This window comes from Brucella pseudogrignonensis (genome assembly GCF_002252525.1).
Taxonomy (GTDB): Bacteria; Pseudomonadota; Alphaproteobacteria; order Rhizobiales; family Rhizobiaceae; genus Brucella; species Brucella pseudogrignonensis.
In genome coordinates, this window is the sequence record NZ_NNRM01000039.1 from 1 (window position 1) to 16453 (window position 16453).

Here is a 16453-nt window from a genome sequence, read left to right on the forward strand (position 1 = left end):
ATCGTTTTGCGTAAACTCAAACGGCAAAAGTCGCGCTTCAGCCTGACCTCACAGGTCAACTTAAGCGTTTCAAGCTTGCGCTTTGATATCACTTTGTATATTCTGATCTCCGCGATATCATAATGCAGGAGTGCCATCAAATGGCGAATGTGACCGTTAGAAATCTACCCGATGCTGTGCATCGGGCGCTTCGTGTACGCGCCGCCCACCACGGCCGTAGCACCGAGGCGGAAATCCGCGAAATTCTCGAAACCGCCGCTCGACCGCCTCAGCGCGTCAAGCTGGGTTCCTTGCTGGCGTCCATCGCCCGCGAGGCCGGCGGCCTGACGGATGAAGAGCACGCCGTATTTGACAGTGTGCGCGACAAGACGCCGGCCGAACCGATGAGGTTTGAATGATTGTCATCGACACCAACGTGATTTCCGAGATGTGGAAAGTCGAGCCACACCCCGACGCGCTGACGTGGTTCGATGCACAGGCCATTGAAACGCTTTACCTATCTGCCATCACTGTCGCCGAGTTGCGCTATGGCCTTGCGGCGATGCCAGAGGGGAAGCGCCGCACGATTTATCAGCAACGACTGGAGCACGAGGTTTTGCCGGCCTTCGCTGGCCGCGTCCTGGCCTTCGACCTGGCCACGACCAAGCACTACGCCGATCTGATGGCACAAGCGCGGACGTCTGGTAAGGCTATCGCCAACGCTGACGGCTACATCGCGGCTACTGCTGCGGCCCATGGCTTTATTGTGGCGACCCGCGATACCAGCCCGTTTCGAGCCGCGGGACTGGAGGTCATCGATCCCTGGGCGACTTCTGTATAATGCCGGCGCTTCGCCTGGTCGGAGCCGCCAGACCCTGTGTGGGTAAACCCGTGATTTCAGTGACTTATCCACGCTGAAATTGACTTACGCGTAGATAGTGGATTTCTTAACGGAAAACGAAATTTTCCACAGTACCGGACGCTGAAACTGTCTTGAACGGTCGGAACAAGAGCATCGCAAAACAGTACGCTAAGGTCGAACGGACCGTGAACCCGCAAAATGGTGGTCGGCCCCGCCGAGTGCGAGGCATTAGACCTTCACGTCCATTTCCGCGAGGGCTTTGACGGTACTGCTTACATCGATAGCATCACAACCAGGGCGGTCGAGCTTGGTGACGATGAGGATGTCTCCGGACTCCAGCGTATCCAACAACCGGGAAGAGCCGCGACGTTGCGCGATGGCGGTGCTGCCGGAAATCTTTCAGTGACGACCCGGCGCGGCTCGACTTGAAAGCCGGCGGCTTCGATTTCCTGGATCTGTTTTTCCGTGATTTGGCCGGTTGTTGAGACGCGGACATAGCCAGAGGTGCACGGTATAGGCTCACTTAGTCCGAATAGGCTGTCCGATAAAACAGCCCCTCTGTTCGAAATCATGTCAAGATAATGTGTGGACATGCTGTTTAAACCAACCCTAGTAATCTCTTTCATGGACGCATCCTCCACAATGGTGCTCAACGCTTCCATTCTGCCACATTAAGGCCGTCGGAGGGGCGTCCATCCCATCACAACCTTCTGCGGCGCATGGCCCGTGAACAGGGCTGTTCATCGTCAAATGCCCAGCGGATTCATCGCGTAACAAACTTCCAGGCCGAGATGGCCCGGTATTAATTGCTTGGAAGTATTACTCGTGCGAATAAGGAATTTGGCACCCAAATATCATCAGTGCTTTGATTGCCCGTCCAGATTTTTGACGATTGCCCCTCCTCAACGGCAGTATCGCCCATTGATCTTGGAGAGAAGCGAATTGGCGCGCCGTTGACCCCAGAAATAAAGTTGGAAGCGCAGCTGGTTGGGATCATGTCAGGCCATTCCCGTGCGCCATGAAGTCGGCGGAGGATACGAACGGCCGATTGTGTTATAGCGTAAGCCACGACTTATGGGGTACCGTTTATAACCAGTTCCCGCGTCCCGGCAATTCTGCTAACCCAACCACTCGCCGGAAAATCAATTGCGCTACGAGCAGCCGCGACTATCCGATCGTCGACCATGATTGCAGATGAGGGATTCTCCGCCTCAATGAAAGTGAAGATGGCGTCTCGATCTGACAACGCAAACGCGGACCAGGTGAGCTTCACGACTTGAGCGCCGCTGATTTAAGACATGCTACCGCCCGTCGTCTTTCGAAATGAGCTGTCGCTTTTCTAATAAATCTCGTTCCTGTCGTAGAAGCTCGTTTTCTTTACGAAGCCGGGCAAGCTCCTGGCTCATGCCTTCATGCGGAGCGGAGAGTAAATCTTACTCAGCAAAATTACGACGCCAGCGGTCAAGTGTTAATTTGCCAATGCCAAGGTCCTCGGCAACCGATGAAATGCCTCGACCACTCGTCGTTAAAATCCGAACGGCTTCGCGTTTGAATTCTCCTGTAAATTCTCGCTGCTTCAATTCTAAGGCTTCTGTCAGACTTGTCTGACAGAAGCCCTCCACTTTTGAAGGGGAAGTCCAATCGCCAAAGCACTCTGAAAGTGGAGAACCGCGAAATAGAAACCATCAGGCTGGTAAACGCTGGCGTACCAGTGTCGTCCAGTAAGAAGAGCCCCAAGCTATAACGTCATCATTAAAGTCATACTTGGGATGATGCAGATTGGCACTGGGGCCATTACCAATGTTGATCATCGCGCCCGGCACTTCATTGAGCATGAATGCAAAGTCTTCACCACCAAGAGTTGCCGGCATGTCACGCGTCACGCGTTCTGCACCTGCTACGGCTTCAGCTGCAAGAGCTGCCAGCTCAGTTTCATGCTCGTGGTTGACCGTCACAGGATAATTACGCTGATAATCGAGTGTGGCCTTTGCCCCAAAAGCATCCGCTATACCCTGCACAGCACGAGTTAGACGCTCTTCGACATGATCCCGTACTTCTTCACGCAAGGTGCGCACAGTTCCGGTTAGCTTGATCGACTGCGGAATAACGTTGAAAGCATCACCGCCATGTATGGTGGTGATCGAGATAACAGCAGAATCCAACGGATCGATTGTTCGGGCAGTCAGCGTTTGAATGGCCTGAATAAGCGCAGCCGTCACTGGAATTGGATCAATCGTATGATGCGGCGATGCGGCGTGACCGCCCACACCGTCGATTACGATGTCGATCACATCCACCGATCCCATGATTGGGCCTGAGTTAATCGTGAAGTTGCCAACTTCAAGATTGGGACGGTTGTGCATGCCGTAAACTTCATTAACGGGCCAGCGTTTGAAAAGACCGTCATCGATCATGGCTTTTGCACCCGCGCCACCTTCTTCGGCAGGCTGGAAAATGACAATGACGGTGCCATCAAAGGCGCGGCTTTGAGCCAGTTCGCGTGCTGCGCCCAGAAGCATGGTGGTGTGACCATCATGGCCGCAGGCGTGCATTTTCCCCGGAACCTTCGATGACCATTCCGCACCGGTCTCTTCAAAAATCGGCAGCGCATCCATATCAGCACGCAGAGCGACAGCGCGACCAGATTTGTTGGTCTGTCCACGAATGACACCGACGACACCTGTGCGGCCAATACCGGTTACCACTTCGTCAAGGCCAGCCGCACGCAATGCGTCTGCCACTTTTTCCGCAGTCCGATTTACATCATAAAGCAGTTCCGGATTTTCATGCAGATCACGGCGGAAGGCAATCAGATCGTCAAGCTCGTTCGAGGTCCAGTTTTCAACCGGCATATCAGGCTCCCTGTTGGTTGGTATCAAGGCTATAACGGAAATCGCAATGGCTTGCGCCCTTCATGATGGTCTGTGTGCGCTCCAGCTTCATTTCTGGATTATAGCCGATGCAGAAATCGCCATCACGATTGCAGGACAGCAGGTGGCCAATCTCACCTAATCCCATAGCGCGATACATTTCCGAATAGCGGCAACGTTTCACATTGAAATCGAAATGATCCTTCCCCTGAGACAACACTTCAATTTCCAGCGCATTATCTTTGGTCCAGAGTGGGAGAATATCGGCAAAGTCCTGAAGATCAGGCGTCCGGCCAAGTTCTTCGGCGAAGTTTTTCCCTTGTTCGATTGCTGAACGGGTCACAGCTTCGCCGATTGCTGCCTGAGCTTCTTCCTCGCCCGAACGCTCGCGAAGAACCTCATAGACATTTTTCAGAACGAGTGCCTCGATACGGCGACGTTCAAGAATTGGCATTTGATTCATGGATCTACCTTTCACATGAATGTTGAATAGTCAGCTCAGAGATTGGGCTCTTTGAGATCTTTGCGGCGCAACCATGCGAGATAGAACGGTGCGATCTTCCTTGCAATTTTATGGAAAGGTAGCGGTTCCGGCTCCGAAACTGGCAATGCAAGTTCCTGAACCGGCTCGCCATCCAGTGCGCGTGCTATCTCGCGTCCAAGTGCTGTGCCGAGTGCCACACCCCGGCCATTGCAGCCGATCCATGCCCAGCCATCCGTGCCGAGTTGGTGAACACGCGGAAAGCGGTCCCACGTCATACCGATATAGCCGCTCCAGACGTGGGTCATTTCTGGCTCGCCAAGCGCCGGGAAAGCCTCTGCAAGATTGCGTGCAGCCTTATGCTTCACACGTTCTGCAACATTGTAATCGCCCATCACCACACCGCCGGTAATCAGACGATTGCGTGCGTCATAACGGAAAAAGCGCAGATCCCCACGCGTGTCGGAGACCGCCTGGCGACCGGGAAGGATCGTCGCGCGGAGGTTGTCGCTGACCGGCGTTGTCGCCATCTGCCATGAGAGAACAGGTACGATAGTGCGCGCCAGACGTGGCGCAAGCTTTTCGCGCAACTCGCCCGTATAGGTGTTGGTCGCAAGCAGAAAACCTTTTGCACGGACCGTTGCATTATCGGTACGCACTTCCCAATGATCGCCCTTGCGCTCATAGGAAGTAACAGGGCTTTGTTCATGAATAACTGCGCCATGGCGTTCAGCGGCGGCTGCCAATCCACGGGCAAGGGCCAGCGGATTGATATGGCCACCAGTCGGATTGAACATGCCGCCATACCAGAAATCGCTGCCTAGAAGCTTGGCGGTCGCCGCGCTATCGAGATATTCAGCCGGAAAACCAAAACGTTTCCACGCTTCAACACGCGCTTTTGAAAGCTGGACCCGTCCTGGTGAGTGCGCAGACTGGAACCAGCCGGTTTGCTCTGCTTCTGCCTCAATGTTTTCCTCACGCACGATGCAAAACAGAATATCCGCACTGTTACCGATCAGCTTTGCAAAACGTTCACCCGACGTTCCGTAACGTTTGGCGATTGCATCAGGTTCAGCAGCGGTCATGGTCGGAATAACCTGACCATTGTTGCGCCCGGACGCTCCCCAGCCCACTGCTTTGCCTTCAAGCAAAAGCACACGCTTGCCACGCCTGGCAAGGTCTAGTGCTGCCGAAAGGCCGGTGAAACCACCGCCCACGATAACGACATCTGCCTCAGTATCGCTGCTTAGGGGAAATGCGGGCTTACGGGCCGGGGCTGTTGCAGCCCAGATAGATGGCGGGAACTGGATATTTTCCATAATGTCTGGCGCTTTCATTCTGCGCTGTTGGAGCGAGGAGGCGTCCAATTCTTGCCAGGAATAGAGGCAAGCAGGCGCTGCGTATATTCATGCTGCGGATTGGCGAAGACTTCAGCAGTTGGCCCGGCTTCAGCGATTTCGCCCTTCGACATAACTATGATGCGGTCGCAGAGCTGGGCGGCAACACGCAGATCATGCGTTACAAACAACAATGAAAGGTTCAGCCTTTCACGCAGATCAGCCAGCAAGCGCAGAACCTGTGCTTGAACCGAGACATCAAGTGCGGAAACCGGTTCATCTGCCACGATAATGCGCGGCTCAAGTGCCAGTGCACGCGCAATGCCGATGCGCTGACGCTGACCGCCCGAAAACTCATGCGGAAAGCGATCAGCGGCGGCAGGCGAAAGCTCGACCAGTTCGAGCAGTTCACGCGCCTTCGCATGCGCCTGCTTTTTTGGCATACCATGGACAATTGGTCCCTGTGCAATCAGGTCAACGACGCGGCGGCGGGGGTTGAGTGACGCCATCGGATCCTGAAAGACCATTTGAATATCTTTGCGCATGGCGCGAACTTCACGTGCGCTTACGCTCAGAAAATCACGGCCATTCACATCGACTTTGCCGCTGTCAGCTGCAAGAAGTCGTGTCACGATCCGCGAAACTGTGGTTTTCCCCGATCCGCTTTCGCCAACCACGCCCAGCGTCTCACCCTGCCTCAGTTCAAACGACAAGTCTTTGACGGCAGGCACAGCGCTGCGCTTGCCGCTGAACAAACCACCTTGCGCCTTGAAAGTCTTGCGCAGGTCGCTGGCTTTCAGAATGACAGGCTGGCTATTGACTGATTGCTTCACCTCTGGTGGCGTCAGCGCTGGAACCGATGCGATTAGCGCCTGAGTGTAGGGATGCTGCGGGTTGTTGAGGACTTCCTGGGCAGGTCCCTCTTCGACCAGCTGACCAAGACGAAGCACTGCAACACGATCCGCTATTTCCGCCACCACGCCAAAGTCGTGGGTGATGAATAAAATGCCGGTATTGTGTTCGCGTTGAAGATCCCGGATCAGCTTCAGAATTTGCGCTTGTGTGGTGACATCGAGGGCAGTTGTCGGTTCATCGGCAATGATGAGGCGCGGTTTCAGGATAAGCGCCATGGCGATCATGACACGCTGGCGCTGACCACCGGAAATCTGATGCGGATAGGCACTATATGCTGACATCGGATCAGGAATTTTGACTTCACCCAACATGTCGAGCACAGCCACACGACGCTCCTTGCGGCTGAGCTTCGTATGTAGACGTAGCACCTCATCAATCTGCCATCCCACGGTCTTTTGTGGGTTGAGTGCAGTCATTGGCTCTTGAAAAATCATGCCGATGCGGTCGCCGCGCAGCTTTTTCATGGCGCCTTCGGTCAGCGAATAAAGCTCCGTGCCTTCGAGCCTGATTGAGCCATGGGTGACCCGCACATGTGGCTCTGGCAAAAGCCGCATGATCGCGCCTGCCGACAGGGATTTACCCGAGCCGCTTTCCCCAACAAGGCAGAGGATTTCGCCCGGACTGATGGTCAACGTCAGATCCTGCAATGCGAAGGGACGATCCGCGCCCTCAGGCAAAGCGATTTGCAGGTTCTGAATTTCTAGAACAGGAGCCGCAGTCATTTCTTCTTCTGCCTTGGGTTGAGCGCGTCATTAAGCCCTTCGCCAAGCAGGCTGAAAGAAAGCACGGTGAGCAGGATGGCAATGCCAGGAACAACCGAGCAGAACCAGTCGGTTCGCAGCACTGCGCGACCCTGACCGATCATATTGCCCCAGCTCGCGTAATTGGGATCGCCGAGGCTGAGAAATGCCAGTGCACTTTCCATGAGAATGGAAGTTGCCATGACCACCGACGCAAAGACGACGACCGGCGGCAAGGCATTGGGAAGGATTTCGCGGAAGATGATCGACAGATTACCGACACCGAGATTACGAGCTGCATCGACAAACTCACGATTGCGCAGAGCCATGAATTCCGCACGAACCATTCGCGCAGGCGCGGTCCACGAAACAATGCCGATGCAAATGATGATATTTTCGATCGATGATCCGAAAATTGCCACCAGTGTCAGCAGAAGCACAAAGCTAGGCACGGTCTGGAACGCTTCAGTCACCCGCATGAGTGCGTCATCAACCCAGCCGCCATAATAACCGGCAACTGCGCCAATAATGACGCCGATGACAATCGAAATCATGGTAGCAACAACGCCAATCAGCAACGAAATGCGTGCGCCGTGAAATATGCCCGCCATAATATCGCGCCCAAGCTGATCGGTTCCCAGCGGCGTTGCGGCATTAACGAATGGCCATGTAAGCGGATCGCCCACGCGACGCAGAGGATCGCCGGGCGTGATGACCCCGGCTAAAATTGCGATCATCACCACTGCAATAAACAGAACAAGCCCCAACACAGCAGCACGGTTACGACTAAAACGCTGCCACAAAATGCGGGCACGCGAGGCTTGGGGGCGAGGAAGAGTAAGGTCTTGAGACGTCATGACAGTTCGATCCTGGAATCAAGCCGCGCATAGATAAGATCGGTGATGAAATTCACGATCACCACGAGCACTGAGCATAGGAAGATGATCCCCATCAACGTGTTGAGATCGCGCTTTATCACAGAAGTGTAAGCCAACTGGCCAAGGCCGGGCAGCGAGAAAATCGTTTCGATCACCACTGAACCACCAAGCACAGTCGAGAATTGAAGTCCGAGCAGCGTTACGACCGGCAGAAAGGCGTTGCGCATGATGTGATGAAACATCACTCGTGCGTTGCTCGCACCTTTGGCGCGAGCGGTACGAACATAATCGAGGCTTTCGACTTCGAGGACACTGGTGCGCATCAGCCGCATATAGAAAGCAACGTAAATCAGCGACAGTGCCGTTGTCGGCATGACGAGATGCACGGTTATATCCCAGACATTCTTCCAGCCCGTGTAAAAACCAGCGATGGTTTTGTAACCACCAACTGGAAGCCAGCCAAGCTTCACCGAGAATACAAACATCAGAATAAGGCTGAGGAAAAAGCTCGGCATTGCGTAACAGATCAGGCCGAGCGTCGAGATGGCATTATCTGTAAACGAGTACGCACGTCTTGCCGCGAAGGCGCCGAGTGCTATGCCAAAAATAAAGGCTATCGAAAGCGACGAAACCATCAGCAGCAGCGTCGGCACCAGACGGGATATTAAAACATCTCGTACCGGCAGTTCATAAACATAGGACCAGCCGAAGTCGAACTGGGCCAGCTTTGTCATGTAAATCCAAAGTTGAACCCATACAGACTGGTCAAGACCATAGTCGGCACGCAGACTTGCAACAAATTGCGGGTCAGCCCCTCCCATATCACCCACCAATGCGTCAACCGTGTCACCGGGGGCAAGTTTGATAAGGAGAAACGAGCCAATCATGATGAGGAGAATGACCGGTATCGCCTGCAAGATACGGCGCAGCGCAAAAGTCAGGATTGGAGGCAGGGGCATTGAGAATTATCCTGCAGATATTCAGACGCAGTTTCTGCTGTCGGGAAGAAAAAAGCTGTTGCCGGAAACCGGCAACAGCCTGATTAAGACTATTGATCGATCCAGAGATCGTACCAGCTTGAAGAATCCCAGCGCGGTGTATTGTGATGGTTCTTCAACACCTTGCTGGTCACACCAACAAACGGATGTTCGATTGCGAAGATAACGGGAAGGTCCTTCATCTCCAGCTTCTGAATCTGATGATAAAGGTCAGCACGCTTTGCCGGATCCAGCTCGGAAGCGGCCTGATCGATCAGCTGATCCATTTCATCCGATTTGTAATCGAACTGGTTCGACCATGCCGTACCGACAGGCGCGCCTGAGCGCAGCCAGACGGTGGTGGAGACGGCCGGATCCGAACGGAACTGGTGCCAGCCACTTGCTGTATCGAAATCATGGTCACGATAAACACCATTGAGGAAGCCCGGCGCATCATTCGTCAGGATTTCCACGTCGATGCCAACTTCCTTCATGGCTTGCGCATAATATTCGGCCCAGAGCTGCGTATATTCGCCCCATGGCGCAGGACGGTGACGGAGCTTGAAGCGGATGCCATCAGGACCTGCCGGAAAGCCAGCTTCATCAAGCAGCTGTTTTGCCTTTTCGACGTCGTACGCATAGGTCTGAACATCGTCAGTGTAATTTGCGCCACCTGAGCTTGGAATTGGGCCTCGACCTGGCTTGGCATAGCCGCGCATGATGGTCCTGATCGCAAAATCAATATCGAGGGCGTGATAAATGGCCTGACGCACTTTCAGATTGGCGAGGATCGGATTGCGCAGATTGAATTCAACGGTCGAATGGGCAACGTTGTTTTCAAAGCCCTTCGTTCCAGTGTCGAAACGGCCATCTTTCTGAAGACGCTCAGTATCCGACATGGAAATGCCGTTAAAGCCAGTTTCCATCATCTCGCCTGCTTCAAGCGCTGCCGCAGCGGCTGCCTTATCGGGCATGAAACGCCATACAACACGATCGAGATAAGGGTATTCCTTGCCGCGCCAGTAATCATCATTGCGTTGTGCAATGATATGCTGGCCGCGCTCATATTCTACGAACTTGAATGGGCCCGTTCCGACAGGTGCAGAATTATATTTATTCTTGAGAATATCCGTGCCTTCATAAAGATGCTTGGGCACCGGATGGCCGAGATCTGGCATTGCTGCAACCAGCAGTTCCAGCGGCATCGGCTTTGAATAGTTGAAAACTGCCGTGTGAGGATCGGTGCAATCGACGGATTCCAGATTGGCCTGAAGCGTCGTTGAATAGTTGAGCAGTTTTTTCCAAAGATTCATCGCGCTGAAGGAAACGTCCTCGCAGGTGAACGGCTGACCATCATGCCAACGCACATTCTCGCGCAGCTTGAACGTGATGGCCTTACCATCTTCTGAAGACGACCAGCTCGTGGCCAATACGGGCACGTAACCCTCATAGGTCCGGTCAATCAACGGCTCCATAATACGACCCGTGATCTGATAAACCCCCGTAGAGGCACGAAGCGCTGGATTGAGAACACCCTGTTCAGTGTTCATATGGACAATGACCGTGCCGCCACGCTTCACATCTTCGGCATGGGAGGATGCCGTTGCAAGCGAAAAGGCAACGAGAAACAGGCCAAGGCCGGCTTTTCTGATATGCATTCTGTGTTCCCCTGAAGAACTTTGAGGAGGGCTTTTCCAGCCTCTTTTCCCCCACGTCCCATTATTGTTCAAGCCCCTGAAATTGTTCAGCAAAGCTCTTTTCTTGCTATAATATTGCCTGCAAGCATTCTTATGCTAGAATCTCTATTATCTTTGTCAATATAAACTATTATTCATCTTCAATTTGGTAAAATATACCGCAATTTCTGCGTTAATAAGTGTCGATTTTCTGCAATCGAGCTTGTCTGTTATCCGTTTCCCCGCAACTGTGACAAGGCCACGTCCCTTACGCCACCATCCTCGCCTGTCACCAGCACACTCTAGTCCGAGCAAGACCAGCCTTGGGTTTCCCGATAAGGTCTTCATCCAAGCATAACAAAGGAATATCGCATGTCGCATCCCGTCAACGGAGTTGACCACGTCTTTCTTCTTGTCAACGATCTGGAGAAAAGTGCCGAGCAATATCGCCGTTTTGGCTTTACTCTTAGTCCACGCGGCCTGCACAGCAAAGAAAAGGGTACCGGGAATTATACGATCATGTTCCCGGATGATTATTTTGAGCTTCTTGGCATCGTTTCTGAAACCGACGGAAATCTACATCAGCGCGAAAAACTTGCAGCACAAGGCGAAGGTCTGCACGCGATTGCCTGTCGTATAGCCAGTGCGAGTGACGCAAAGAAGGAACTGACTGAACTGGGCCTGAAGACAGGAGACGTAGGAGCGTTTTCACGCCCTGTCGAACTGCCAGGCGGCGGTGAGGGTGTCGCCGCGTTCGAAACGGTTTCTTTCGCTGATAGCGAAGTGCCCCAGGGCATGGTCTTCATGTGCCAGCACAAAACGCACGAAACGGTCTGGCTGCCGGAATTGATAAAACATGCGAATGGCGCGAATGGGCTTGCAGCAATCATTGCAATCTCGGACCAGCCTGAAGCAACAGCTGAGGGCTTCGCTCGCCTATTTTCCGCTGGCACTGCAAACCAGGAGGATGGGCACTGGCAGGTTTATACCGGCCCGCGCTCTGCTGCGATCATTGTTTATGACCGCGAAGCGGCCGAGAGCATTTACGGAAAAGCTGTTGTGAATTCAACGCCACAAGGAGCATTTGCATCACTACGCGTTCAGGTCACAGCACTTTCCAAAACGCGTGCAGCGCTCGATGGGAACAACATTACCTATACGACAACAAGCAACGGAATAATCATCGCACCTGTCGACGCAAGCGGGACAATTCTCGAGTTTTCCGAAGCCTGAAGGCTAAACCGCCCTACCCTTTTGCAACAAGAGTTCGACAAGAAATCTTGTCGAACTCATTCACATGATCCACAAACAACAAGGCATCATTTCGGCTGCAAAAGCACTCTCTATCAAACAACAGTTCTGTGTATCGAAACGCACCTTCCGGCAGCGCTTGAAGCTTAAGCCTTTCTACGTGCCAACTGAAAATTTCGTGCATAAGAACCCGGTTATGCGTCTCCGCCAGACGTCAGCGCCCAAGCCAAGCTAAAAATACGATTAAAATATACACACCAATTCGTTTATACGCTTAAACGCATAAAATCGTTTTATGCGCAATAGCGTATAAGGCCGCTATATACGGCGTAGCGTATATTGACAATAAATACGCTTTCGCGTATATTCATGCTCAGAGAGGTCGCATGAATAACATTGTCCGAACACCACCCCACATCGGGGCTGCGATAAGAAGGCAGCGCAAATTGAAGGGGCTCACGCAAACCCAGCTCGGAGAAAAAACCAAACTCCGGCAGGCTACGATTTCGCAGCTGGAGAACGGCGAAGGTGGCGTCCAACTCAACACGCTGACCGACGTTCTCGCTGCCCTGAATCTGGAGCTGGTCATACAGGAACGGTCAACGTCTGCGCATGACATTGAGGATCTCTTCTAGATGGCACGTACCAAGAGAAATCCACCTCTGCGGGTACTGCTCAACGGAAGAGACGTCGGCATGCTTGCACGCGCTTCCAGCGGCGCGATTGATTTTCAGTATGCGCAGGAGTGGCTTGAATGGGACAATGCTATACCGGTGTCGCTATCGCTCCCTTTGCGAGAAGACCGCTATATTGGTGCGCCGGTACTCGCCGTGCTCGAGAACCTTCTGCCAGACAACAAGGCAATACGGGACAGAGTGGCGGCAAAGGTGCAGGCGAGCGGCACAGATGCTTACAGCCTGCTGAGCAAGATTGGCGCTGACTGTGTCGGTGCCCTCCAGTTCCTGCCAGACAATGCCGACGTAGGAAAGACTGGCACGATCGAAGGTCGCCCCATCAGCGATAAAGAAATCGCCGAAAAGATTGCCGACCTCAAATCATCCCCCCTCGGCATGGATGAGAATGACGATTTCCGCATTTCCATAGCCGGAGCCCAGGAAAAGACCGCACTGCTCTATCATGAGGGCAAGTGGCAAGTTCCGCTCGGAACAACGCCAACGACGCATATCATCAAACCGCAGATTGGGCAGATTCCGAACGGTATCGATCTCAGCAACAGCGTCGAGAACGAATATCTCTGCATGAAGCTTTGCAAGGCATTTGGGCTTGATGTCGCCAATGTTGAAATAGTCGATTTTGCGGGCACTAAGGCTCTTGCTGTGGAACGCTTCGACCGCATCTGGACGCGCGATGGCCGTCTACTACGCCGTCCACAAGAAGATATGTGCCAGGCGCTATCAGTACCGCCTAACCTCAAATACCAAGCTGATGGCGGTCCTGATAATCAGGCCATCATGCAACTGCTCAAGGGAAGCGACAAACCACAAGATGATCAGCTTGCCTATTTGAAGGCGCAGCTCATCTTCTGGTTACTCGGTGCCACCGATGGCCACGCGAAAAATTTCAGCGTCTTTCTAACGCCGGGAATGCGATACACGCTGACACCGCTCTATGACATCCTCACCGCGCAGCCGAGCATTGATTCAAATCAGGTCAGCACCAAGAAATTCAAGCTGGCAATGTCGGTGGGTGACAACAACCACTACAAGATCAGTGACATCACCCCGCGCCATTTCATACAGACTGCGGATCGCTGTAAATTCGATCAGTCGAAGCTGATTGCTGAACTAGAACAGCTTCTGGCGCTCGGGGAGAAAACTGCCCAATCAACAATAAGCGGACTTGCTCATAAGCTGCCAGATCAACTGACAGACAGCGTCCTGGCGCGCATCGTGGCAAGAATCCGAAGCATCTCGTTGTGGCCACAAAATCAGGGCAAATCGGACACTCAAAGCTAAATCGCTGGCGCTAATATAGAGGTGTTGGTTTCCACGCAGAACTGAGCCGGTTAGGCAGATAATTTCCATTAAGAACTGAGCCATGTGAACCTTCCCCCAAACGCGGTGAGCAACGGGGGCAAGGGAGTGATCCACATGGGACTGTTAAACATCATCCGTCGGACGGCGCTGCGAGAGAAGCAGTCGATCCGTGAGATCAGCCGACGCACCGGGCTGTCGCGCAACACGATCACAAAGTATTTGAACGCAGGTACAATCGAGCCGACGTTTACGGTAACAAGGAAGAATACGCGCTGAAGCTGTATGAAAACCTGGCCGAGATGCGAACAAAGCGCGGCCCACGCGGCACCAGACGAGTGTGGGATTTCAACACATCACCCAGATTAGCCTCGGCTACGACAGCATAGATGAGAACGCTATCCAATAACTCGGCTGATTGCCGCAGGGCTCATGAGCGTTACGACTTAGTGCCTCCGTGGGCTCCACTCCAGAGCTGTAATGCGTGGCTGTGCAACGTTCAGTGGCTTCCAGAACTGCCCTGTCGTCAACCGATAGATTCATGAATAGCCCTCATCTCCCCTTCCGGGCGGATCAACGACTCCATTGTTCGCAGAGGCTTCAATTGCTGGTCGAGCGCCCGCCGAGCGAGCACGTTTAGATTTCGCTTCTTTGAATTCATAGTTTTAAATCTCCTATCCCTTTATAGCCTATAAGTTCTGACGCACGAGTTGTGCTGACCTAAAGATTTTAACTATTTAAGGTTTCAGAATGGCCACATTTCGTAGGAGTCACGGACCAGTAATGAAGAATGATATCAAATGAGGGTCGCAGCGGTCTATGCAACGACAGAAACACTGCGCTCCCACATTCGTCGGCGCCCCATCCTGGATTTCCCGCATTATCGGAATTTATGCCAGTATCGCTTCCGCCATTCAGCATCGATGACACAAAGTCGGTCGGGAGAAATCGCCAATAATTCGGAGAACTCTTGATCTGGCTTATCCAAAAAGTCAGATCTTGCCACTTCATGTATGCAGAATGTGCATTGATCATACGATAGTTGGCATTGGTCATTCTCAGTTATCCAAGGTTATGAATTTCCTCACATGAGAGGTGTGCTGCCGGGAGGATGAAGGCAGTAGCTCTCCATTCTTGGGAGGAAATAATGAGAGGACTGTTCAGTCAACTCTACATTCAGGTTTTGATCGGCATTGTTATCGGCTGCCTCATAGGCTTCTTCTGGCCTGACACAGCCACCTCTTTGCAACCATTTGCGACTGGTTTCATCAAACTCATCAAGATGCTGCTCGCCCCGATTATTTTCGGAACGGTGGTCCTTGGTATCGCAAAAATGGGCAATGTTCACGAAGTGGGGCGCATTGGAACTGTTGCGCTCATCTATTTCGAGATCGCATCGACCATTGCTCTGGTGCTTGGCCTGATTGTCGTCAATCTGATGCAGCCGGGAGCGGGTATGAATATTGATGCCAGTCAGATCGATGCATCATCGATTGCAGGCTATCAGAAGAGTGCAGCCGAACATGGCGGCGTCATTGATTTCTTTTTGGATATCATTCCGCAAACCATTGTCGGCGCTTTCGCTTCCGGCGCAATGTTGCAAGTCATTCTGATCGCACTTCTGTTCGGTATTGCCCTGGTACAGATCGGCGAGCGCGCGAAGCCTTTTGTCGATGTGATCGACGTGTCGCTGCAGGCACTTTTCCGTATCGTTGGAATGGTTATGAAGCTGGCGCCATTGGGCGCTGGCGCTGGCGTTGCCTACACGATTGGCAAGCACGGTATCGGAACAATCTGGTCTCTCGGCCACCTGATGCTCGCGGTCTATCTGACATCGATTCTTTTCGTGGTTCTCGTCCTAGGCACCGTCGCGCGCTGGACGGGCTTTCCACTTCTTCAGTTCTTCCGATATTTCAAGGATGAGATTTTCATCACATTGGCGACCTGCTCAACAGAGGCGGTCCTGCCACGCATGATGACCAAGCTTGAACGTCTTGGCGTCAGCAAGCCAGTCGTCGGACTGGTGCTGCCAACTGGCTACGCTTTCAATGCTGATGGCACCTGTATCTATCTGACAATGGCTGCAATCTTTATCGCGCAGGCCACCAATACCGATCTTAGCCTCTGGGGGCAGTTAGGTATTCTCGGCGTCCTGTTGCTCACTTCCAAAGGATCAGCAGGCGTGGCCGGTGCAGGCTTTGTCACGCTCGCCGCAACCCTTTCCACCTTCCACACCGTACCTGTAGCCGGGCTGGTCCTGCTTCTTGGTGTTGATCGTTTCATGAACGAAGCACGCGCTGTCGTGAACCTGATCGGAAATGGCGTTGCAACGATTGCAGTCGCCAAATGGGAAGGTGAACTCGACATGGATACCGTACGCCAGGTCATCGCCGAACAGAAAGGCCAGACGCCACGGAAAATAACCGCTCAGGCACTGCCGGAAGCCACTCATCAGCACGCTTAGCATAAAGAATTCAGCAGAATAGGAGATAG

The 16453-nt window shown here is 53.1% G+C and carries 13 protein-coding genes and 4 pseudogenes; 7 read left to right on the forward strand and 10 right to left on the reverse strand.

Going from position 1 to position 16453, the window contains the following annotated elements:
- Window positions 1-140: 140 nt before the first annotated feature.
- The gene (locus CEV34_RS16145) at window positions 141-398 is read left to right on the forward strand and encodes a FitA-like ribbon-helix-helix domain-containing protein (RefSeq protein WP_007880986.1); all 258 of its coding nucleotides are present in this window, start codon (window positions 141-143) and stop codon (window positions 396-398) included.
- Complete coding sequence (locus tag CEV34_RS16150) at window positions 395-820, forward strand: type II toxin-antitoxin system VapC family toxin (protein WP_064323174.1); 426 nt, start codon at window positions 395-397, stop codon at window positions 818-820. Before CEV34_RS16145 ends, CEV34_RS16150 begins: the two co-directional genes overlap by 4 nt.
- Window positions 821-1072: 252 nt before the next feature.
- Here CEV34_RS16150 and CEV34_RS16155 read toward each other — a convergent pair.
- The 10 genes and pseudogenes from CEV34_RS16155 to CEV34_RS16200 form a co-directional block, all read right to left on the reverse strand.
- Window positions 1073-1356 (reverse strand): annotated as a pseudogene (locus CEV34_RS16155) (recombinase family protein); the annotation flags it as partial.
- A gap of 470 nt (window positions 1357-1826) precedes the next feature.
- Window positions 1827-2114, reverse strand: a pseudogene (locus CEV34_RS27370) (type II toxin-antitoxin system RelE/ParE family toxin); the annotation flags it as partial.
- Between the two features lie 61 nt (window positions 2115-2175).
- A pseudogene (locus CEV34_RS16165) lies at window positions 2176-2439 on the reverse strand (transposase); the annotation flags it as partial.
- Between the two features lie 87 nt (window positions 2440-2526).
- Complete coding sequence (locus tag CEV34_RS16170) at window positions 2527-3693, reverse strand: M20 aminoacylase family protein (RefSeq protein ID WP_064323172.1); 1167 nt, start codon at window positions 3691-3693, stop codon at window positions 2527-2529.
- 1 nt (window position 3694) lies between these two features.
- Window positions 3695-4174, reverse strand: a complete 480-nt coding sequence (locus CEV34_RS16175; protein ID WP_064323171.1) for an L-2-amino-thiazoline-4-carboxylic acid hydrolase — start codon at window positions 4172-4174, stop codon at window positions 3695-3697.
- A gap of 35 nt (window positions 4175-4209) precedes the next feature.
- The gene (locus tag CEV34_RS16180) at window positions 4210-5511 is read right to left on the reverse strand and encodes an NAD(P)/FAD-dependent oxidoreductase (RefSeq protein ID WP_094544177.1); all 1302 of its coding nucleotides are present in this window, start codon (window positions 5509-5511) and stop codon (window positions 4210-4212) included.
- Window positions 5512-5525: 14 nt separating this feature from the next.
- Complete coding sequence (locus tag CEV34_RS16185) at window positions 5526-7166, reverse strand: ABC transporter ATP-binding protein (RefSeq protein ID WP_064323170.1); 1641 nt, start codon at window positions 7164-7166, stop codon at window positions 5526-5528.
- Window positions 7163-8041, reverse strand: coding sequence for an ABC transporter permease (locus CEV34_RS16190; protein ID WP_007880996.1), 879 nt, complete (start codon window positions 8039-8041; stop codon window positions 7163-7165). Before CEV34_RS16190 ends, CEV34_RS16185 begins: the two co-directional genes overlap by 4 nt.
- The gene (locus CEV34_RS16195; RefSeq protein WP_007881000.1) at window positions 8038-9021 is read right to left on the reverse strand and encodes an ABC transporter permease; all 984 of its coding nucleotides are present in this window, start codon (window positions 9019-9021) and stop codon (window positions 8038-8040) included. Before CEV34_RS16195 ends, CEV34_RS16190 begins: the two co-directional genes overlap by 4 nt.
- Before the next feature lie 89 nt (window positions 9022-9110).
- Window positions 9111-10697, reverse strand: coding sequence for an ABC transporter substrate-binding protein (locus tag CEV34_RS16200; RefSeq protein WP_007881001.1), 1587 nt, complete (start codon window positions 10695-10697; stop codon window positions 9111-9113).
- 390 nt (window positions 10698-11087) lie between these two features.
- Between CEV34_RS16200 and CEV34_RS16205 the strand changes: the two genes are divergently transcribed.
- The 5 genes and pseudogenes from CEV34_RS16205 (at window position 11088) to dctA (ending at window position 16424) form a co-directional block, all read left to right on the forward strand.
- Window positions 11088-11948 (forward strand): VOC family protein, encoded by an 861-nt coding sequence (locus CEV34_RS16205; protein WP_064323169.1) that lies wholly within the window; start codon window positions 11088-11090, stop codon window positions 11946-11948.
- Window positions 11949-12352: 404 nt separating this feature from the next.
- Window positions 12353-12601 carry a helix-turn-helix domain-containing protein gene (locus CEV34_RS16215; RefSeq protein ID WP_007881004.1) on the forward strand — a complete coding sequence of 83 codons (249 nt, stop codon included), beginning with the start codon at window positions 12353-12355 and terminating at the stop codon, window positions 12599-12601.
- The gene (locus CEV34_RS16220; protein ID WP_094544010.1) at window positions 12602-13942 is read left to right on the forward strand and encodes a type II toxin-antitoxin system HipA family toxin; all 1341 of its coding nucleotides are present in this window, start codon (window positions 12602-12604) and stop codon (window positions 13940-13942) included.
- A gap of 126 nt (window positions 13943-14068) precedes the next feature.
- Window positions 14069-14212 (forward strand): annotated as a pseudogene (locus CEV34_RS16225) (winged helix-turn-helix transcriptional regulator); the annotation flags it as partial.
- Between the two features lie 895 nt (window positions 14213-15107).
- Window positions 15108-16424 (forward strand): C4-dicarboxylate transporter DctA, encoded by a 1317-nt coding sequence (gene dctA / locus CEV34_RS16230; protein ID WP_007881008.1) that lies wholly within the window; start codon window positions 15108-15110, stop codon window positions 16422-16424.
- The last annotated feature ends 29 nt before the right edge of the window (window positions 16425-16453 follow it).